Annotated in this window: 14 protein-coding genes; 7 read left to right on the top strand and 7 right to left on the bottom strand. The window is 46.0% G+C overall.

Features of this window, described 5'->3' with window-relative positions; all coding sequences use genetic code 11:
- Positions 1 to 29: 29 nt before the first annotated feature.
- A complete protein-coding gene (locus ACJJIP_RS12345) occupies positions 30 to 1,103 on the top strand; it encodes a LacI family DNA-binding transcriptional regulator (protein WP_020414975.1) in 1,074 nt (357 codons plus the stop codon).
- Between the two features lie 450 nt (positions 1,104 to 1,553).
- Positions 1,554 to 2,957, top strand: a complete 1,404-nt coding sequence (locus ACJJIP_RS12340; protein WP_444945245.1) for an MFS transporter — start codon at positions 1,554 to 1,556, stop codon at positions 2,955 to 2,957.
- Positions 2,958 to 3,163: 206 nt separating this feature from the next.
- On the opposite strand, the gene ACJJIP_RS12335 is transcribed toward ACJJIP_RS12340, so the two are convergent.
- From ACJJIP_RS12335 to ACJJIP_RS12320, 4 genes are all read right to left on the bottom strand, one after another.
- Positions 3,164 to 4,075 carry a hypothetical protein gene (locus ACJJIP_RS12335; protein WP_444945244.1) on the bottom strand — a complete coding sequence of 304 codons (912 nt, stop codon included), beginning with the start codon at positions 4,073 to 4,075 and terminating at the stop codon, positions 3,164 to 3,166.
- A gap of 628 nt (positions 4,076 to 4,703) precedes the next feature.
- Entirely contained in the window at positions 4,704 to 5,468 is a 765-nt protein-coding gene (locus ACJJIP_RS12330; protein ID WP_020414979.1) for an amidohydrolase family protein, read from the bottom strand.
- A gap of 152 nt (positions 5,469 to 5,620) precedes the next feature.
- Complete coding sequence (locus ACJJIP_RS12325) at positions 5,621 to 6,544, bottom strand: right-handed parallel beta-helix repeat-containing protein (protein WP_444945243.1); 924 nt, start codon at positions 6,542 to 6,544, stop codon at positions 5,621 to 5,623.
- Positions 6,545 to 7,463: 919 nt separating this feature from the next.
- Positions 7,464 to 8,414, bottom strand: a complete 951-nt coding sequence (locus ACJJIP_RS12320; RefSeq protein WP_020414981.1) for an alpha/beta hydrolase — start codon at positions 8,412 to 8,414, stop codon at positions 7,464 to 7,466.
- A gap of 478 nt (positions 8,415 to 8,892) precedes the next feature.
- Here ACJJIP_RS12320 and ACJJIP_RS12315 point away from each other — a divergent pair, with 478 nt between their 5' ends.
- The 4 genes from ACJJIP_RS12315 (at position 8,893) to ACJJIP_RS12300 (ending at position 15,308) form a co-directional block, all read left to right on the top strand.
- Positions 8,893 to 9,666, top strand: a complete 774-nt coding sequence (locus ACJJIP_RS12315) for a hypothetical protein (protein WP_282950946.1) — start codon at positions 8,893 to 8,895, stop codon at positions 9,664 to 9,666.
- Between the two features lie 277 nt (positions 9,667 to 9,943).
- On the top strand, positions 9,944 to 10,408 hold the full coding sequence (locus tag ACJJIP_RS12310; protein ID WP_020414983.1) for a GNAT family N-acetyltransferase: 465 nt from the start codon (positions 9,944 to 9,946) through the stop codon (positions 10,406 to 10,408).
- A 1,327-nt stretch (positions 10,409 to 11,735) separates the two neighbouring features.
- On the top strand, positions 11,736 to 13,604 hold the full coding sequence (locus ACJJIP_RS12305) for a carotenoid oxygenase family protein (RefSeq protein ID WP_444945242.1): 1,869 nt from the start codon (positions 11,736 to 11,738) through the stop codon (positions 13,602 to 13,604).
- Between the two features lie 42 nt (positions 13,605 to 13,646).
- The gene (locus tag ACJJIP_RS12300) at positions 13,647 to 15,308 is read left to right on the top strand and encodes a D-arabinono-1,4-lactone oxidase (RefSeq protein WP_282950944.1); all 1,662 of its coding nucleotides are present in this window, start codon (positions 13,647 to 13,649) and stop codon (positions 15,306 to 15,308) included.
- 83 nt (positions 15,309 to 15,391) lie between these two features.
- On the opposite strand, the gene ACJJIP_RS12295 is transcribed toward ACJJIP_RS12300, so the two are convergent.
- From ACJJIP_RS12295 to ACJJIP_RS12285, 3 genes are all read right to left on the bottom strand, one after another.
- Entirely contained in the window at positions 15,392 to 16,216 is an 825-nt protein-coding gene (locus ACJJIP_RS12295; protein ID WP_444945241.1) for an alpha/beta fold hydrolase, read from the bottom strand.
- A gap of 50 nt (positions 16,217 to 16,266) precedes the next feature.
- On the bottom strand, positions 16,267 to 16,701 hold the full coding sequence (locus tag ACJJIP_RS12290; protein ID WP_282950943.1) for a hypothetical protein: 435 nt from the start codon (positions 16,699 to 16,701) through the stop codon (positions 16,267 to 16,269).
- A gap of 258 nt (positions 16,702 to 16,959) precedes the next feature.
- The gene (locus ACJJIP_RS12285; RefSeq protein WP_020414988.1) at positions 16,960 to 17,451 is read right to left on the bottom strand and encodes an Lrp/AsnC family transcriptional regulator; all 492 of its coding nucleotides are present in this window, start codon (positions 17,449 to 17,451) and stop codon (positions 16,960 to 16,962) included.
- 631 nt (positions 17,452 to 18,082) lie between these two features.
- On the opposite strand from ACJJIP_RS12285, the gene ACJJIP_RS12280 reads away from it, so the two are divergent.
- Entirely contained in the window at positions 18,083 to 21,589 is a 3,507-nt protein-coding gene (locus ACJJIP_RS12280; protein ID WP_444945240.1) for an indolepyruvate ferredoxin oxidoreductase family protein, read from the top strand.
- Positions 21,590 to 21,597: the final 8 nt, after the last annotated feature.

Genomic DNA, 21,597 nt, shown 5'->3' with positions numbered 1-21,597 from the left:
TATTTCCCGTGAACAAGGTGAAGTACGTCATGCCGAAGGATTCCTCCTCTCCCGTATCCATGTCAGATATTGCACGGTTGGCGGGAGTCTCAGAATCCACGGTTTCCCGCGCTCTGAACAATAATCCGCTGATCAACGAAAAGACCCGTGAGCGTATTCAGCAGATTGCGCGGAGCATGAATTACAAGATTAATGAGAGCGCGCGCAACCTGCGTTTGAAGCGTAGCCATACCATTTCAGTGGTGATCAATACCGGTTGCGCGGGTGGCCAGACGTTTTCCGATCCCTTTATGCTGGACATGATTGGTGCCATTGCCGATAAATTGGCACAGTACAAGTACGATTTGCTGTTCTCTAATAGTATTGCCAGCAATGACGATTGGCACTCCTACCTGATGGGTTCTCGTCGTGCCGATGGGGTCATAGTGATTGGCCAGGGCGTGGATGACAACCCGCTGCGGGAGTTACAGAAACTGGGAGATCCCCTAGTGGTTTGGGGGGGCACCACCAAGCCGGGCTCGGAATACTGCATTGTAAGCAGTGACAACCAGATGGGGGGGCACCAGGCAACTAAGCACCTGCTTAGCCTGGGGCGCAGAAAAGTGATCTTCTTGGGCGACACCGCTCACCCGGAAATCAATGGTCGCTACGAGGGGTACCGCACGGCATTGACTGATACTGGGCTGGGTAAAACTGAACGACAGATTCCGGTGTCTTTCTCTAGCGAGAGTGGTTACCAGACAATTATCGATTTGATTGGTCGGGAGGGGCTGACTTTCGATGGGGTGTTCGCAGCCAGTGACAGCATCGCCATGGGTGCAATCAAGGGCTTGCAGGCATTGGGCCATAAGGTGCCAGAAGATGTAGCGGTGGTGGGCTTTGATGATATTCCCATCGCGCCTTTCTATACCCCACCTCTCACTACAGTGCGCCAGAATATTCACCGCGCTGGCGAGTTGATGGTTGAGAAGGTTATGCGGCTTGTAGGGGGGCAAAGTGCTGAGCCAGAAGTTTTGCCCACTGAGCTGGTGGTGCGGGCTTCCTGTGGTGCAAACCCCGAATACCAGCCGGTTCAGGAGTTCTTTCAAGAGGGGCATGGTTAAAGTAACCTCTAGTCCCTTATCTTTGCCAGTTATTACCCTCTCCTCAGAGGCTTCTCTACTTGGTCCCGCAATTGAGGCTCCGCAGAAACGGTGGAGCCCATTTATCACCTCTTAGGTGGATTCCAATCGTATTTTGGTGCCGTTGGTGTCCGATGCCTACAAGCTGGGCGTGATTACCAGCACCGCTGCTATGGCAGACATTGTACCCTCATAAATATGTTGGGTACTTAACAGTATTCGTTATATTTTCGGCTTATCTATACAAATTGCGGTTGATAAAAACACCTTATAAAAATCCTCAGCAGCATGTAACTCAATGTTTCAATTTCAAGGAAGGACATAGATTCAATTGCAACCAGGATTAGATAAGTAATATGGATGCGGGAATCATCTCCTTGAGCCACACTTTCGAGATAACTTTCCTATCAAGTTGATACTTTGGTAATTAATATGGCGGAAGAAAGAACGCCTCTCACAAAGACCCAATTCTTGGGCCTGACAGCGTTAAGCCTGGCTGTATTTCTAATTGCGAATGATTTCACCGCTTTCTCTGTGGCAATACCCGCCATGGAAAAAGAGTTTAATTCTGATATCACTACGGTCCAGTGGGTAATCAATGGTTATACCCTGGTTTTTGGTGTTCTAATTATTTCCGGTGGTCGTTTGGCAGACATGTTTGGGCGCCGACGAATATTCTTTATAGGTACCGCTATTTTTGTATTTTTCTCCCTTCTGGGCGGACTGGCTGTAGATGTTTGGATGCTATTGATTTCGCGAGCATTAATGGGTATCGGCGGAGCAATGATGTGGCCGGCGATACTGGGAATGATTTATGGTTTGATGCCCGAGGATCGCTCAGGTCTTGCTGGTGGCTTGATCATGGCGGTGTGTGGAGCATCAAATGCGATTGGCCCCATGCTGGGGGGGACACTGACAGATTTACTGAGTTGGCGTTGGATCTTCTTTATTAATGTACCTATAGCAATCTTGGCGTGCTTTGTCTGTTGGCGGGTTGTAGCTGATGACAGTCCTGAAGAGGTGCGTGAGCGTATAGATTATGCCGGAGTAACTGCTCTTACAGTTTCCCTATTTGGACTGCTGGTTGCCCTGGATCTCGCTGTGGATTTTGGTTTTAAGAGCCCGTTAATAGTAGCGCTGTTTTCGATATTTTTATTGTTTATGGGCTTGTTTGTGATCATTGAGCGCAACGCTGGTAAGGATGCACTGATTCCTCAGGATGTGGCGAGTAACAGCAAATTCTTTGCTGCTGGTATTGCTACTCTACTGCTTTCAGTGGTCTTCTTTGCTGCACTTTTGTATGTACCGCAATTTTTAACCAAGGTTCGCGGCTACTCGGCAATGGCGTCAGGTATGGGATTATTGCCGATGATGATTGTATTTGGCCTGGTATCTTACGTTTCTGGAAGTTTGTATGAGCGGTTAGGGGCCAAGATCATCGTTTCTGCCGGTACGGTGTGTATGTGTGCCGGAATGTTTATGTTATCGCACCTACATGAAGACACCCAATATACCGGTATGATTCCCGGACTAATGATACTGGGAGCCGGTATAGGGCTCTTTTATTCGACCATTACCACAGCTGCAATTACTGTTGTTGATCCATCCAGGTCAAGCCTGGCCGGGGCGATTCTCTATATGTTCCAAATTGCTGGTGGTGCTCTCGGACTGGGAATGAATACCACTATTGTAGTTATGGCACCGGATTTACCAACAGGTATAGACCGTGCATTTACAGTCAATGCTTACTTGGCTCTTGCGGGATTGATAGTTTGTATTCTGTTTGTGAGTGGTAAAACTATAGAAGTGGAGATAGAGGAGGAAGGCATCCTTTAGCAATAGTAGAATTCCTTCCAAAGCCAACTATTAATTTACTTTTCTTTCGGCTGTGTCTAATTGAAAGTCGCTAATAATCGACGTGTATTGAAGTAAAATAACGTGATAGTTTGAATCCTGCCAAAACTATTAATTACCCCTTGGTGAGTGGCATGCGGCCACCCGCTGTAAGGGTGGCCTTCACGATGATTTATTGTTAGTAAAATCTAGTCACTATTGAGATATGTGTAAAGCAGATAATCATGGTACTCCTCATCTGATAATTCGGCATCTTCCTTCAGCTTCTTAATCAGTGCAATTTGTGCTGGATTATCAAAAGTTAAAGGTGCTTTTTTCAGACTTTTGGGTCTTGGCTTGATTCTTCCATCGGACCCCGAAAAATAGTACCAATCATGGGGGATTGCCACTTTTCGGTTATCATTCCCTTCGACTACTCTGGATGTTAAACCTTCGTGGTAGGTAATCATTCTCCCATCCCTCCCCCAGGTGGTCTTCCATGGTGAGAGAGATGGAATGGCTATCAGCCTTTCATCAAAACCGGAGTCTGTTAGCCAGCCTGCAGGATAAGCTATCAATCTTGAATCGCGTCCTTGATCGGATTCCCAGCCGGGGGGTACTACAACCTTGCGGTAATCACTGCCTGCTCTGACATTTTTTCCCCACAGTCTGTTACCGTGTTCATCTACATCCCAATCCCTTGGAATTGCCACGCCGCGACCATCTCTTCCTTCAAAGTAGCTCCATTTACTATAAGGATAGGAAATTATCCTTCCATCATCTCCTTCTTGTGTGTAAAAACCGCGGGGATAGGCAACAATTCGGCCATCCGAACCCTCGCGGTGATCCCACTCATGGGGAAAAGTGATCCAACGACCATCGCTGCCTTTCGCAATTCGCCAATCGGCAGGGTAATGGAGTACACGTCCATCCCAGTCATCTTGATGGTCATAATTCAATGTTTTCCAAAACGGAACATCTTCAGTATTGACATTTACACCCAGATGAACCGGCCCTGGCACTACAGCCTCAAAACCAGACTGAGCATTAACTGTGGAGGTAAAACAAAGGGAAATAAGTATGAGTAAAAGAGCTTTTCCATACAGGGCTTTAATTTTCATAAAATTGCATTTCTAACCGTAAATTTTTTATTTGTTCTTAATAGTGTGAAAATTTAGTCGATAGATAGGGTAGAGAAAGATCACATAAACCTATCATGTGGCTTTTTGGATAAAAATTCTCCTTGCTAGAGTTCATAAGGTAAAAAATCCACCCTAATATTGCATGCATAAATGCAGCAGGCAATAAGGAGTCGAACAATCGTACTTGATTTGTGGGTAGAAGGAGAAGAAACACGCTCAAGAATTAATATTTATAATTTTGTATTTTGTCACGAAAGCCACATTTGTTCTTCTTTAGCAGTTTTCCTCTCTGATGTCTAAAAATCTTGATATCTAGGTGTGGGAAGGAAGGTAAATATTTAGGGGGTTAACCCTGCTTTGTATTTTTTAGAATGTTAGAGTTTAGAGGTTCTTTGAAGGCCATTTCTGATAAATGGTTTTTAGAAGTTTATGTTGTTGGTCTTTTGGATGCTGCAACTAGGGAAAATTTCTATTTGTTGTTTAATTTTTCCTTGGGCGAGGAAGTAAGGTATGGTCGTTACGAATTGAAGAAAGGTTGCAGTCCACAACGTCACATAGTTTTAAATTATTGGGTGGGCAAAACTAATACTTGCAGGGCTTTACTTAGCTACTCTTGCCCCAGATAGAATGCTTTGGCATTCTTCCAAAGTACTTTGCTGGATGCAGCTTCTCCCAATGTATCCTGAATTAATGTAATGTCTCCATACTTGAAGGGTCTTGGAGCTCTGGTGGAGGGGAGGTCAGATCCGAACATCAGGCATTCTGGGTTTGCTTTATATAAATCAGCAATAGCCGAGGCCGGTTGAAAATCCAGGCGTCCAAACCCTGTCGCTTTTACTCTTACTCCTTGCTCAGCAAGCTGTAATACTGATTTGAAACCTGCTTTTCGTAGCCCTAAATGATCGATTGAAACCTTGGGCAAGGCCAGCAAGGTTTGAATGAGTGCATCTAATTGCTGTGAATCTATATATAGCTCGACATGCCACCCAGCAACCTCATAAATTCTTTGGGCAAAGGGTGTAATTTTGGAAATATCCTCTGAACCTCCACGCCTTAGGTTAAAGCGTACCGCACGAATACCGGCCTTATTTAAGCGAAGAATAGTATTATTGTCTGTACTTGATAATAATTGAGTTACTCCAACGTAGTTTTTTCCCAATCGTGCCAGGGCATCCAAAAGGTAGGTTTGATCCTGTTTCTGGAATGATCCAGAAACAACTGCACCACCAGCCAGTTCATAATTATCGAGCTTGCTTAGGTAATCAGCAGTAGTGAATGGCTCAGGGGTGAATCCCTGGTTTGAATAAAGAGGGAATCCTGGTGCGATAATATGTAGATGACTATCGAAAATTGTAATTCTACCTTGCTTCATGTTCCCATCTAATATCTTAGTATTTAGGTGATTTTTATAAGTTTAGTCTGCCTACATTTGTAGGTCTTGTCTATATGTAAGTTTGGCACTCATTTAAAACTCTGAGGGCGCAAGACTAAACACTTCAATAGCTTTGATATTGCTTAGCATTGTTAATCTAGGCAATCTGGATTTGATGTTTTAAAAATATTGCCTGTCCATAGATTAATGCCTGTACAGTTTGTGTCGGAAAGATCCTGTAAATCAAAGGCATTATTATCTAGTGAGGTGTTTCCAGATATTTGATTGTTGGTGCTATTGAATCCAGATATATTTATTCCAGCACGATCTGAGAAACCGCTAGTTCCATTCTTGGTGACGAAATTTTGACTAACAATATTGTTTGATGCACCATCGGTTATTTCAATTCCATTGCTGTAGTTGTTGGTAACAAAATTTTGAGATACTGTTGTATGGTCTGCATTGACTTGGATTCCACTGGCACCATCAATGGCTCCCACAATGTGGTTGAGATTGACTAGGGTGAATTCTCCATTAATCGTTATTCCCTGGTCACCAGCTGACTCTATATAATTTTGCAGTATTTTGTTTTTGTCGCCTCTTATATCAATTCCGTCGTCATTGCCAGTATCAATAATATGATTTCTTACAATGGTATTGCTGTCGCTATCAATAACGATGCCTTCCCTAGGGGAGCTTAATATTTTGATACCTTCTATTATGTGAAATCCATCACCCTCCAGATTTAAGCCGTCAGGGCAGTTAGTAATTGTCCCCCCGGAGACAAGCCCCGAAAATCCATTAACCAGAATGCCTGCAATACCATGCTGGCTGGCTGTGTCACATATAATTTCTCCATCTCCAACCATTTGTAAGTTTCCATTTGGGCCAAAAACAGTTAGTGCGTAGGGCGAATCTTGTGTCAATTCACAAGTAAGCGGCTCAGATAGCACAGTAGTGGAATTTATAACGTAGCCACATTCCACAGCAAAGACAAATGGCGATATGGCAAATACAGCAGCTAAAATAGATGATGTCTTACAAGTATCGATTAATGTTGAATGTTTGAATTTCACCTTGATGTCCCTCTCAGAGATGTAAATGGAAAGAAGTACTTGAGTGTCAATTTTGTCTTACATCATAGTTGAGCTGCTATTTTTCTTTAAATATCTATTCGATATAGTTTGAGTTTTATATATTCCCATACAGTTATCGTCTAAATATTTTTTCTGGGGGAGTGGTCGTTTGGCACTGTAAATTGGATCTATGATTGAGATGGTAGCGGTAGAGTCATATTTGCAAGTGAGCCCTTATGTATCGCTGTCGGGAAATACCTTTATAGTGAAATTCTTTATGAAAATTATTTTTTAAGATAATGATGAAATTGTGGTGTTTGAACGACTGATACTAATTTTTATTAAAAGCACATATTGAATTTAAGGGACCATTGCTTTGCCTCCGCAGTTTCTATAGATGATTCTTAAGTTGGCCAAAAAAACTGGTACTTTAGGGTGTCATGTTGTTCGGTCTAGGCCACTTGAGATGGTATTTATTTATGTTGTTGGTCCGAATGGATAAACAATTATTGTTTTAGGTTTCAACTAAGAATTACCCTGGTCCAAAGGCTATTTTGATCGCGTGGGTATCTTTTATCTGGTTAGCTCTCCGTTTTATCCTATAAATATAATTTTGAGTCCTCGTGGTTATACTGTTGTTTTTAGTCAGGTTGTATTGTTTCGATTCTCAAAAATGTAAAAATTGAAAGGCTGGATTTTTACCTAGTCTGAATCAAGTTAAGAGCGCAAAGGAAGTAATATGGGCTTGCTTAAAATTATACTGCCGTTTACAGCTACATTCTGGGTGGCGTGAATTGTGATCGCTTTACCTGCGATAGATGTAGATAGTTGGTAGGAAATGGATGTACTCGTTGAGCAAAATGCTAATTGCCCCCCCCCTGATCGGAAGGTCCAGCCAATCAGGGGATATGGCTAGTCTTTATATCGATTGAATCGCTCGTATTCGGTCTTTGTGAGCGCGTATTGATACAGAGATTTCAGGGGCAAAAATTTCCCATGAATGAATTACACCAGGGTGAACATGTAATTCTGTGCTGACCCCTGCATTACCTAGAAGTCCAGCATACTGAATATCTTCATCTCGAAAAATATCCAGCTCTCCAACATCGATATAGGCTGGCGGTAAGTTGGTGGCATCCTTTAAGCGTGCAGCTGCAGCATAAGGACTCACTTTGTTGGAACCAATGTCTTTGCCAAGGTAGGCTTGCCAGGCAGTAAGGTTGTCGTCAAAGGTCCAAAGCACAAAGGGAGCCAGACTGGGGTTGGATGTTGTGGTTCGATCATCTAGCATGGGGTAGATAAGGATTTGTTTCGAGATGGCAGGTCCACCGCGATCTCTACTCATAATGGCTAGTGCTGCTGCCAACCCACCACCCGCACTATCTCCCATCACCGCGATTCTAGTGGAATCGACCCCCATTGATTCAGCGTGCTTAACCAACCAGCTGAGTGCGGTGTAACAGTCTTCAATAGGTGTGGGGTAGGGGTGCTCGGGTGCTTTGCGGTAGTCGACGGAGAGGAATGGCACTCCACTATCAGAAACATACTTGGCAACGGCTTTATCGTATATTTCCACATCATTGTAAATTAAGCCGCCCCCATGGATATAGAGGATTGCAGGGCCTGGAGTGGAATCTCTTTTGTGATACCAGCGTAGCAGGAGGCTTGATTCATTTGAGGCCTTGACTAGAAAATCATCTTTTAACACGTCATTGGGCATTGGATAGGTATTAAATACCATTCTTAAAACCCCTTCACCGATTTCCCGCCTTGTAATGACATCTCCTGGAGGAATCGGCTCAATTGAGTCTATCAGATCTTGGTATTTTGCAGTCGCCTGAACGAATTCCGGATCAAATGTAAAAGCCATGATCGTTATCCTTATATTTAATCTGATGAAGTATAGATAACTCTAAGCAATTGATGAGCTTTAAGCCGAGCTTGGTATGCAAGTGGTAACCACATAAGATTGACTTGATTACGATCAAGGATTTAGCGGGTTTTGGATTGCCGATCGGGATAAGTATTTCGGCTTTGTTTATATAGAGAAAGAGATCGCGCAGGCACTTAGGTGTTCGGGTTCATTGGCTTATTGAGGTGTAAGAGATTGAGAGTTGCTTCAAGAATCTGGAAAGTATTATAGCCATAGCTGGAAGGTGGTGATGCTGTTGCTTATTCGACTGTGAATATCAACATTATTGGAGTGGAAGATCTTTTGCCCGGAATAATACTTGCCTACTGTAAGCAATCGCCACTGTCATCACATTACAAAAATGTTTCATTTGCGTATGTCTCTTTGCTAGAATCCGCGCCGACTTAAGATACAGCGATTTCATGGAGGATTTTGAATGAAAACCGTCGCTACATTTTGTGCAGCAATTCTGGCTGTTGCTACCGTAATTCCTACCCAGGCAAGTGCCACCTTTGAGCTTCCAAATTTTAGCCAATGCGCAAAGGTTGCAACTCAAAGTAATACTAACGATCGTGAGGTATACCGGTTTTTTTCTGATTTCTATTATGAAATAGAAGATAAAAGAGAGTATGCGATTACTGCCGTGAGGGAGTGGGCTGAGACTTATGCTCCTGGCTGCCTGGGATCAACTACTCCGGTTGCCCTTGAGGAAATCCAGTGTGACAACTTTGTTGGCGGCGCACCGGTGTGTCGTATAGAGAGTGACACAGGAGACTATGTGATATCGAAAGATTATGTAGACTCCACTAATGTAGTGCTCTCCAAACATGACGAGCAAAATTGGCCGCAAATCTATGCTTCCAAGGATATGGATATGCTATGGATAGCAAAGCCAGAGCTGTGTTATTCAGAGCTTTTAGAATCTGGAGGTGATTCACAAGCCTATTATCTGGATGCATATAATTACCGTTACTTTGGTGATTACCGCTATGTCTTAGCCCGAACAACTCGCGATTTGGTTCAAAACATAGCAGCTCAGCCTGGCCAGTGTATGTACGACACTGTGGGTGTTGAAGCCTATAAGATGGAGTGTTCAGAGACTTCCAAAGGCACCAAAGTGTGTGCTTCAAGGCATACCAACGGCGGTTTCTTTGTCTTTGTAAGTGATGACAACCATGGAATGCATGTTATTTTCAATCGCTGGGACTAGCATCAGGCTATGACTTTAAAAGGCTTCCCTTGCCAGGGGAGCCTTAATTTTATATCTGCCAACCTCTTTTCTTATCTCCTGTTTACCGCGCGCTTCATATCCCTTAGGTAACTAGAATGGTGTTAGTCTCGCCTTGATTGCGTTAAGCGAAGGGACTTGCTTCTTTTCCAATCTGCTGATAATTTAAAAATGTGATCACATTTTTAATACACCCAAAAAATGTGACTAGAGTCATGTTTATGGGGAGGAATAGTAAGAAGGCAAAGGAATACGACTGATGCTCGATGGGATTATAAAAGCCTCTGCGGAACATAGTGTTAAGGTTGCCAGCCTGGTGGCTAAGCTGTTGCAGGCTCTTGTAGGTCATAAGCGGGAGATTGACTTAGAGCAGTTAACGGCTGTTTCCAAGAGCCTCCTGTCTGAAGGTAGTGGCTTCCATGTTTTCCTATATCTGGTTGAAGGTATTGAGGTTGGGGTAATTACTGTGTCACAGTCTGCAGCTATTTATGCTGGTGGGCACTATGGTGTGATTGAAGAGCTTTATGTTGAACCTGAATACCGCTCTAGATTGATCGGCAAGGCTTTGCTCAACAGGGTTGTGAGCTTTGCCAGGGAGCAGGAGTGGCCGCGACTGGAGGTAAGTACACCAGAGAAAGAGCACTGGCAGAGGACGATAGATTTTTACCGAAGAGAAGGGTTCGTCGATAATTCCATCGGGGAAAGACTGAAACTAAATTTGTGAAGTAAGAAAAACTCAGGGCCTGTGCTGGATAATCATCTGTTTATCTTCTTTCTGTTTATTGCTATTAAGTGTTGGCCTACAAAGTGAGGTCCTCTATTGCTATATTGAAGATCTTGCCGTTGTAATTTGACTTTTTGACGTAGAGGTTCGCATTGGTAGTTTTCTTTGGGGGAGCCTGAAATATGGTTTTGGAGCTATAGTATTCAAAAAAGAAGAGGTCAATAGAGTAAAATTTCAGGCTATAGCTAGAGTCAGGCTTTCTACTTGATTCATGCTGCCTTGCCCAATCAACTGAAAATGAATTTCTATCTGTTGTCAGCTTTGCGATCCGTGGAATAGTTACCGCAAAATTTATATATAACTACCTGTAAATTGTAAGTGGTATAAAGGAAGGAAACTGCCAGCATAACTTTTAGACGGCGAGTCGTTTTTGTTGTCGTTCTAAAATATATTTTTCCTGGATGAATGGCTGAGTGAAGCTGAATAGTGCAGATGGAGCTAATGTCTATGATAGAGGTATAGCGGGCCGTTGAGCTTTCGAGTTAGCAATAAGCTAATCGGCAAATAGGGTATCAGGTACATTGCCTGAAATTTCTGTCAATAAAAATTAACACATAAATTTCCACTTTTTCCAAGCCTCTTTTTAGATTCTCGGCACATCTATTACTCACAAAGTTTGTGGTGAATAAAATTTCTCTTGATGGTTGTATCTTTGTTTGAAGTTGCTTTGTAGAAATGAAGGCTTGATAAGGTTTTAAAACCATCAGGGGCTCTATTCAAGGATCATGCTATTTTTGTAATGACACAGAAATCAACGTCGAGATTCCTGTTTGAGCTTCCTGGTGCTTCAAATTTATTTCTTTTTGGGTGGCGGATAATTCCTTTAATAGCTTGTTTGTGTAAGTCTTGCGGGTGAGTTGCTTTTCTTCAAATTTACGAAAGTTATGATGTTATAAGCAATGGTTGCTCTTTAAAATCTTTAGATAAATGGTATTTTATTGGATATCTATTGAGGACCGATCTCTTTAATGGAGTTGTTTTCAATATTCATTTGCATGACTGTATAGTTCATTTTTAATTAATTTTTAACTTTCTCTTTTGGTGGTTTCTGTCACAGTTCCAGTCTTGATTTTTCCAGTTTAATATATTTAACTGCTTCGCTATTGTGTTTGGCAGAATAATATTTTTGTAAATATTTCTTGATTGAGTAATAAGAAATATAAAATTATCTCTCGCTGTCTGAGATCTAATTTTTTCGTTAACTGGTTCAAATAGTCCATTAAACATTGGGTCAGAAAGGCAGTCGGCCGTTTATTCAGGGAAAGTAATGAAACGTCGCGATCTTTTGAAAGCTGCAGGGGCTATCTCTGCATTACCACTTGCTGGTATGTCCTCAATGACAGCTCAGGCACGTAGCAAGATAACTGATACCGATTTTCCAGAATCCATTATGTATGGCAGCCTGGAGGATTCATCTGGACATTTATCGGTAATCCAGGGGAATTTGCCAGATGATGTTACGGGTCATTTATTGATGGCTGAGGGAATCCCCATCGCTCCTAATCACCTGACACCAAACGGAAAAGGAGCGCTTACACGACTGGATTTTAGCGGCCGAAGTAACAACTCCAATGTTGCTTATACCCGAAAAATGATTCGAACTGCTTCTGCCATTATGCAAGAGCAGGATCTTAGTGGCTTTGACAAATTTAACCTCTTGGGTGGAACTATTTATTCCAGTCCAAATCTGGGCTTCATGAATTATTGCAATACGGCTCCCAATTATATGGGGGATAATCGCTTTGCGATGAGTTATGAGGGCGGTATGCCGTACGAGTTTGACGCAACCACTCTGGAGATGATCACGCCTATTGGTGAAGTGGATGAGTGGGAATCCAGCCTGCCTCCACTACTTGAGAATCTCACACCTAAAAAGTGGCTGTTTCCCCAGATTCGCACGACAGGGCACCCTTTCTTCGACTTGGAAACCGGAGAGTGCATCACTATTAATTATGGTGGCAGTATGGGTGACTCAGGTCGCTCTGGGTTTATCCGGCTGATTTCCTGGGATCAGCAGGGAGCTTTCAAAAGCTGGAATATTCGTGATCGCCAAGGGAATAATGCCTATATTGCTGCCAGCTCACACTCCCTGGGGGTAACACGCAATCACGTCGTGATTTTTGAGACAGCCGCAAGGGTTGAGTCCACACGAATACTTGGCACACGAATTGTACTGCCGCAAGAGCATCGCACGCGCTGCTGGGTGTTGCGCAAAGCGGATATGATAACTGGCCGTGAGGATATAGTTGCCGACTACTTGGAATTAGGTTTCGATACTTCCGATATTGTTTGTAACTACGATGATAGCGCTGGTGAAATTACCCTCTATGGCCAGTACATGGGGGCTATGGATAAGTCAGAGCAACTGTTCCGCTACGAGATTTTGCAGGAGGGTGGTTTGGTACCCTCTTGGCTATCTGGTTATCCTGCCGCACCGGTAGATGTTGGTGGGCTTGTCCGTGCTCGTATTCAGGTGACTTCCGGTTCTGCGAGGGAAATTAAAGAAGACTATCAGGTTATACGTGATGAGCGTCTTCTGTGGGATATGAATGACCCTGCTTACAGAGGCCACTTCCAGTTCCCCGAGACTTTTGAACACCTGTATTGGGCGGCAGTTGGCTATCGTCCCAATCTGGTTTCTATGCGTGTGTCCTGGGCCTACCGGAACTATCCAGAGCGCCACTTTGGTTACTGGAATATGCCAGAGGAAAGTCGGCCTTCAGCACTGGTTCATATGGATTGTAAGCAAATGCGTATTGCTGATGCTTATCAGTTCCCGGATGACTGTGTGATGCGCACGCCTCAATTTATGGCCAGACCCGGCTCCACGGCACAGAATGACGGTTACCTGATTGCTGCTGTGGTCAGGAAAAATCCCACCACCTCAGCTTCCAATGGCAAGGAATTCTGGATTTTTGATGCGGCTGCTTTAAGCCGTGGGCCACTTTGTATTCTCGCCAGTACTTCACTGGAGTTTGCCACCACCAACCATGCCCTGTGGGTACCCTCAATAGGGAGACGTCCCATTACAGCTTACCGCTCAGGTTATGGAGACTTCCTTCGCGGTAAAGCTCCAGATCATAGCGGTAATGTACAAGACATTATTAACCGGGAGCTGCTGCCCCGATTCGGTTAATTCACTCATCCAATTGAAATGCAATCACAAGGAAACAAAGGCATGTACCATTTACTTTCTTCCGGGCGATGTCGTTTGTTGCGCGGGGCCACCAACTTACTTTGTGCGGCAGGTCTGTTTATTGCTGCAGGGGCTTCAGCAGCACAATTGCCACCACCCATTGAGGTTCCCGAGGTAATTAAGAATTACCAGGGTACCCAGGACTGTTTTCCAGGTGTTATCTATGATCCCTCATCGGTAGCAGAGGTTCAGGATATTGTACGCAATGCCGCTGCGCAGGGGCGTAAGGTAATGGCGGGTACTCGCCGATTTAACAGCCAGATTGATGCTGCCTGTGCAGGAAATGGTGAAGTTCAGGTCACCTTAAAAAATATGGATCAGGTGATTAGCCTGGATAAAGAAAACCGCCTGGTGACCGTTCAGGCAGGAATGCGCTTTAACGACCTGACGGCCTACCTGCGAGAGCATGAGCTTAGCGTTCCTATGGTGACAGAACTAGCCATATTTACAATTGGCGGCATGCTCGGTAGCGGCACTCACGGTTCAACTTTTACACAAAAAAGCAACATGATCTCAGACTATGTCACTGAGCTAAAAATTGTCGATGGCAAGGGAGATCTGCGTGTATTGAGTGGGGAGATGCTCAACGCCGCCCGAGTAAACCTGGGAGTCCTCGGCATAGTGGTGGAAGTCACTATTGAGGCTGAACCCGGTTATAAAGTTCAGGCCAAGGTGAAAGGGCACCGGGATGATGAAGACCTTGAGAGTGTAATACTGGATCTGGCCCGGGATAATCACTCAGCCAATGTTGCCTGGTTCCCCGGACTCGGTCGTTATACGGTAACCACCTACAATAAAGTTCCCCTGGATACCAAAGGCAATGCCTATAATGCCCAGGCGGATGTCTCTGATTTCTCTGAATACCTTTTCGGTCTTATTTTTGACAGCTTACATGAAGCTGACAGCTCTGCCTTGCAGTGCTTTGCAGCGTCCTTGCGTTATACCGCACGCTCCAGTTCTTATTTCAGGGATGTAGATAGCGGCTTTAAGAAGTTTATTAAGCCGACTGGTCATGCGGATCTGATGCAGCACTTTGTTTGTAAGGAGCCTAACAACTGCGTATGGGATAAGCTACCGATTGCCCTGCAGGAAGTTGCCATTCCCTTTGAAGAGCTGCCTAACTGGATTGCAGATGTACGTCAGATTATTGCACACAGTGAGCGAACCTGCTTCCCGTTGAATGGTATCTATTTCCGTTTTGGCAAGGCTTCTGATAGCTACCTGGGCATGAGCGCCGGCCGCGATACTGCGTTTGTGGGTATTGAATATACCTTGCGCCAGCGTGGCGAAGCAGTGCCCAAGAACTACTTCGTAAACCTGGAAATTGAGCAGATGTCTCTGCGCAAGTATGGAGCCAGACCCCATTGGGGTAAGAACTCGGTGGCGATCTTCGAAAATATGCCGTCGCGTTTCCCCAAGTGGTCTCAGTTCCTGGATGCCAAGGCTGAACTGGATCCAAACAACGTATTTACTAATCCCTTCTGGGAGAGGGTGAGTGGGCAAGATCCTTTGGAAAATTACCTGACCCCGGAATGTAATGCGGAAGGCCAATGTTATTGCACGAATGACTCTCATTGTGAGTCAGGCGCAACCTGCCAGGCGGGCAACTGGTATTCTGATGCCCGTATCTGTAAGGCCGAGTAGCCGCTGATACTAAGGCTGTATTAATTGCTAAGGGGGAGCATTTAATGCTCCCCCTTTCTTTAATCATCCAAATCGACTAACGATTATTCTTCCCTGGCTATATGTTCTTTTATGAGCTGGCTAAATTGCTCCGGATTTTCCAGCGGTAGCATATGATTTTCTGAAAGAACTTCAATTAGCTTGGCGCTGGAGATGTGGATGGCTGCAGATTTAGATACTATTCGAAAAAGAGATCTGGTATCGCTGCCAAAGGCAATAGTGGTTGGAATCTGGATTCTCGAAAGGTGGGTTTTATCCAGAGAGGGCTGTTCAGATTGATTCAATTGTAGGGGTAGGGTATGGGTATTTTCCAGTTGTTGGCTGCGGTGATTTTGCGACTGGGAAGAAAAATACCCGACCTTATTACCGGACCCGTCAATTAGGGACTCTACTGCCACTTCGAGATTCCCATCAGAAACGGCCTGGAACACCTTGCCAAACATGGCCTCGGCATCCTGCATATACTTAGCCATCTCTTCATTATCCAGGTGTCCCGGATATCCTGGTTCATAGAGAAATAGGCTTTTAAACAGGGTAGGAGACTTAATTGCAGCATTCAAGGCCACATCGGCTCCATAAGACCAGGCTGCAAGATGCACGGGCTTACTGGTCTTCTCCTTAATAAATGAATTAAGATCCTCGGCATGGGTATCAATTCCAAAGTTGCCATTTGAATCTTGTCCATTTATACCAAAATGTCTCTGGGTAAAATTAACCACAGTGAATTCTTTGGATAGGAGCTGGATGTGCGGTTCCCACATCCTCTCATCTGCAAGGGCGCCATGAAGGAGTATCAAGGTGTCTTTAGGTTTTTTCTGGGATTGATCCATTTTTTGAGTATTGTTATTGGTTTCTGAATTGTTTGTCATGACATTTAGGGCATCGATAGACCTTGGGGCTTCTTATATTTCGAGGCAACTTATTTTTTGTAAAGCTTGATTAGCATTAGGAACCCGATAGCTGCTAAGTTTACCCCAATACCCCAAGGCCTATCACTGAAAATAGCCATGGAATAATTGGCTCCCAGGCTGAAAAAGTAATTACCTCCGTGTGAGGAGTACATGAAAGCAAGGGATATTCCTGTTCCAATTTTATACATCAAGATTGGTGAGGAAAGCCATGGAACCTGGAGGAGAAAAGCGCGTGAAAGCTGTTTGGTATTTGAAGCGGATTTAGAAAATTGCAGTCCGGCATAGAGTGTATATATAAAGACAGTAAGGGCCAGGCCATTCACAATAGCCCCACCTATAGTCCAGCTACTGAAAGCAAAGAAATAATTCAGGGCTGAGACACAGCCCATAAAACCACCTCCGATAGAGGCAATGAGTAACGTCGATCTAATAAAAGTTTGCACTTGTCTTATCCTGCGGGTTTTATAAAAGGTGTAGTTTTCTAGTCGTAGGTATTTTTGCTATTTAAATTTTCACATGTTTATATCCCGCTGGGTTTGGGCAGTAAGTGAATGAGCGGATTTTTAGGTCGCTACAAATGGTGGGTGCCGGGGTATGATTCGACTTAGGTGTTTACTTGAGGGGAGCGCCTGGTTATTCCTCAGGCGCTTAAAGCGAAGTAAGATATGAACTTGCCAGCTTCGCAGGAGAGCAATTCTCTCTTACTGTCCCTTCTTTTCCAGTAACTGATCCAATGGTAGTTCTGTTCGGTAGCGTACCTGTTTGAGGGAGAAGCTACTCTTAATATGATCAATGCCCGGTAGCTCGGTGAGCTTCTTGTCCAAGAACTCCTGGTAGGCCTGTAGATTGGGGACCACGACTCGGAGCAAGTAGTCGAAGTCTCCCGTCATTAAGTAGCATTCCATCACTTCCGGCCATTGGCCTATTACGGATTCAAAATCCTGTAATTCTTTTTTGACCTGGTGGTTGAGGGTAACCTGGATAAAGACGCTCACCGGCAGTCCTACTTTTTCCGGCTCCAGTAAGGTCACGGCACGCTTGATAAAGCCTTGTTCATTCAGGTTCTTGACTCGGCGCGAGCATGGGGAAGGGGAGAGGCAGACTTTTTCTGCCAGTTCAATATTGGGAATAGTGGCGTCCTGTTGAAGAATTTCCAGGATCTTTTTATCGATGGCATCCAGTAAATAGGCCATGGTTTTTTCCGTATCTCATCTTTCTGAACGTATACCGGGTTTCCGGCAGTCTCACTTTCAACCTGGCAAACCGGGTAACCTTCCCGTCTATTCATGTCTCCAGTAAACGGTTGGTTTTTATGAACCGATAATGTGAATTACCTGCTAGCTTCAGTCTTCGAGCTAAGCGTGGTAAAGCCTTTGCCGTAGCGTTGCTGTGAAACGGTTTTGTCTTTGTTATAAATACTCACTCTTACCTACATCCCATGTAGCGACCAACTTAGCTACTTTCGTCACACACCCGGTTGCTGTAGCTCTCGGGAGGTATCGGTGGACAGTAGCCCGGGTATTCAGCGCTCAAATGTGGTGGCACATCTGGGCCCTCCCTCTTCGATAGATCCTCCAAAATGTGGCATTTTGAGTGATTTGTTGCCATCAGTTGGCGATCTTTAGCGAGTTGTGTCCGTATTATGCCCTAGTCAGGCCTATTTTGGTATGACCTGCCCAGGCGGCCGATGTTAATTTTAGCGGCTAATCAAAAGCTCTGGTTTGCCTTCAAACTGCTTTACGTCCGCTGAGTTGAAAAAAGTGGCCTGCAGATCCTAAGCACCCAGTAGCGAGAAAAGCAATAAAGAATACACAGGTGGTACCCATGGCAATGGTCGAAGGCGATCAGGAGCTTGGCTTTGATACGGAGTATTCCCTTAAAGCCGCATTTACTCGTGAATCTGGCCGGGTCTTTCTGACTGGTATTGACGCACTGGTGCGCCTGCCCTTGATGCAGAAGCGCATGGATGAATTGGCCGGCCTCAACACCGCTGGCTTTATCTCCGGCTATCGCGGTTCTCCCCTCGGCGGCTACGATCAGGCCCTGTGGCGCCACAAGAAGCTGCTGGCAGGGCACGATATCCATTTTGAGCCTGGTATCAATGAAGATCTGGGGGCTACTAATATCTGGGGCACCCAGCTGGTCGATCATTACCGCAAACAGGCAACACGCGATGGGGTCTTTTCGATCTGGTATGGCAAGGGCCACGGCGTAGATCGCACTGCAGACGTATTCCGTCAGGCAAATATTCAGGGTACGGCCAAACTCGGTGGTGTATTGGCCCTGTGTGGCGATGATCACACAGCTGAATCTTCCATGTTCTCTCACAATACCGACCAGATTTTTGAGTCGGTGATGATGCCGCTAATCTTTCCGGCCTCAATCGATGAATATTTGACACTCGGGCTTGCCGGTATCGCCTTATCCCGCTTTTCCGGTTTGTGGGTGGGCTTCAAGACAATTACTGAAACCGTAGAAGCTGGGGCCTCCCTGGTTGTGCCCGGTTTGCCTCAGTTTGTAACTCCCGCAGACTTTCCTGTTCCAGCGCATGGCCTGAATTATGACCCGCACCTCAACTGGCCGGCGGAGCGCTTGGAGTATGAACGTCGTATGTTGCAGGAGCGTCTGCCGGCGGCCCAGGCCTTTGCCTATGCAAATCGCCTGGACAAAACCACCCATAAAGCTGAACACAAACGCTTCGGAATTGTCACTGTCGGTAAGGCCCACGGTGATTTGCTGGAAGCTCTGCAACTGCTCAATTTGAGCGAAGAAGATTTGAACAGAGCGGGCATTTCCATCTTTAAGGTCGCAATGTCCTGGCCTTTGGAGCCCAAGGGCATTGGTGAGTTTGCCGATGGCATGGAGCGCCTTTTGGTCGTCGAAGAAAAGCGTCCATTGGTGGAAGACCAGCTTAAAAACCTGCTTTACGGCTGGGAGGATGGACGCCGGCCGAAAGTGATCGGTAAGAAAGACCTGAATGGCGATGATCTGCTGCCCGCTATTTGGGGATTTGGGCCAGATCAGGTAGCCAAGGCGATTGCCCGTTGGCTGTCAGATACTGATCTGGCAGAGACACTGATTCCTCTGGCTGAGAAGCTGGGTGGGAATGTACCAACTAAAGCCTGCGGTTTGCTTGCGCGGGAACCGATATTTTGTGCTGGCTGCCCGCATAATACTTCCACTAAGTTGCCAGAGGGCAGCCTGGGTAGTGCCGGTATCGGATGTCACATTATGGCGTTGGGTAAAGGCCTGCGCACCGATACTTATTCCCATATGGGGGGTGAGGGTGCCCATTGGGTGGGCCTGCACCGTTTCTCCAGTGCCGAGCATATTTTCCAGAATATGGGTGATGGCACCTACAATCACTCCGGCTTGCTTGCTATTCGCCAAGCTGTGGCCAGCAAAGTCAATATTACCTACAAAATCCTGCTCAACGATGCGGTAGCCATGACCGGCGGCCAGCCCGCTGATGGTGAGGTGAACGCGCCAAGCCTGGCCGCCCAGCTGTTGGCAGAGGGCGTCGGGGAAGTGGTTTTATTGAGCGAAAACCCGGACCACTGGCACGAGCATCGCAACTTATTACCGGCCCGGATAGAAGTACTGGATCGCTCAGAGCTGGATGCAGTTCAACGTCGCCTTCGTGAGACTCCCGGTGTCACTGCGATTATTTATGAGCAGGTGTGTGCAGCGGAAAAACGCCGTCGTCGCAAGAAAAAGCAGATGGTTGATCCTGCCCAAAGGCTGCTGATTAACCAGCGGGTGTGTGAGGGCTGTGGGGATTGCAGTGTGCAATCCAGCTGTATTGCAGTGGAGCCACTGGAGACACCTTTTGGGCGCAAGCGCCAGATTAACCAGTCCAGCTGTAACAAGGATATGCGCTGTGCCGATGGTTTCTGTCCGAGCTTTGTGACTGTAGAGGGCGGTGAATTGAAAAAGCCACCGGTACAGTCGCTGGCCGAATCCCTGGATTCTGCCATCGCCGAATTACCGGCGGCCCCAGCTGCAGATTTACAGCAGCCACTTAGTATTCTGGTTGCAGGAATTGGTGGCAGTGGTGTACTCACCGTGGCGGCCTTATTGGGAATGGCAGCGCACCTTGAAGATAAAGGCAGCACCACCCTGTATTTCACTGGATTGTCACAGAAAAACGGTGCGGTGGTAGCCCATGTAAAAGTGGGCGCTCGCCCTGAGTCAATTACCACTGCACGAATTCGCGATGGCGCAGCTGAATTATTACTCGGCTGCGATATGGTGACGGCCGCAGGCCAGCGCCCGAAATTTGCCACCGGAAAGATGCGAGCGCTAGTTAATACTGCAGAAGTGCCGGTAGCTGCTTTCGTTCGCAATAATGAGCTGGCATTTCCGGCGGATACCACCCAAGAGAGTATTGAGTCCCTGTGCGCTGAGTATTTTGCCTTCGATGCAAATAAATACGCTCAGGCCCTTTTTGGGGATACTGTTGCCAGTAATCTAATGATTATGGGGTTTGCCTGCCAGAAGGGCCTGCTGCCTATCGGTGAAGCAGCTTTGGAGCGGGCCATCCAGTTAAACGGCGTCGCGGTGGAAAATAACCTGCGGGCGTTCCGTGCAGGGCGCCTGCTGGCGACTGACCCAAGGGCAATTGAAAAACTGGCGGTTCCAGCGCAGCCAGTAAAAATGATTGAGCCCCAAGAGAGTGTTCAGCATCTGATCGCCCGTTTGGCAGGTGAATTGAGTGAGTACCAAAATGCAGCTTATGCCCATCAATTCACCCGCCGTATTAAGCAGTTACATCAGGCGGAGCTGTCTCTGCAGGGCACATCCGGAGAGTTGACCCGGGCTGCGGCTAATAGTCTTTACAAGGCCATGGCCTATAAAGATGAATACGAGGTGGCGCGCCTCTACAGTGGCGACGATTTCCAGCGGCAGCTGCGCGAGACTTTCACCGGTGATTACACCCTGAAGTTCCATATGGCGCCGCCAATACTGGCCAGGCCGGATGCCAGTGGCACAGTGCGAAAAATGCAGTTTGGTCCCTGGATGGGTAAGTTGATGCCATTATTGGCACGGGGCAAGGTACTGCGCGGTACCTTTATGGATATATTTGGCTACTCTGGGGAACGTCGCGCAGAGCGCGACTGGGCACACCAGGTGGCCCTGGCCGTAGAGGGAGTAGCAGCTCAACTCAGAGCAGACAATATTGCCACTGCGCAGGAGCTGCTGGAGATCCCGCTCAAGGTGCGTGGTTATGGCCATGTGCGTGAGCAGAAGTTTGCCTTGGTAAAAGAGCGTTGGCAGGAGCTGTTTGGGCTGTTTGTGGATGGAGATCAGGTTTCGATGGTGGCATCCTGATAGCCCGG

The organism is Microbulbifer variabilis, assembly GCF_052467165.1.
The sequence above is the reverse complement of the archived record's forward strand: the minus strand, read 5'-3'. Positions and strand labels throughout refer to the sequence as shown.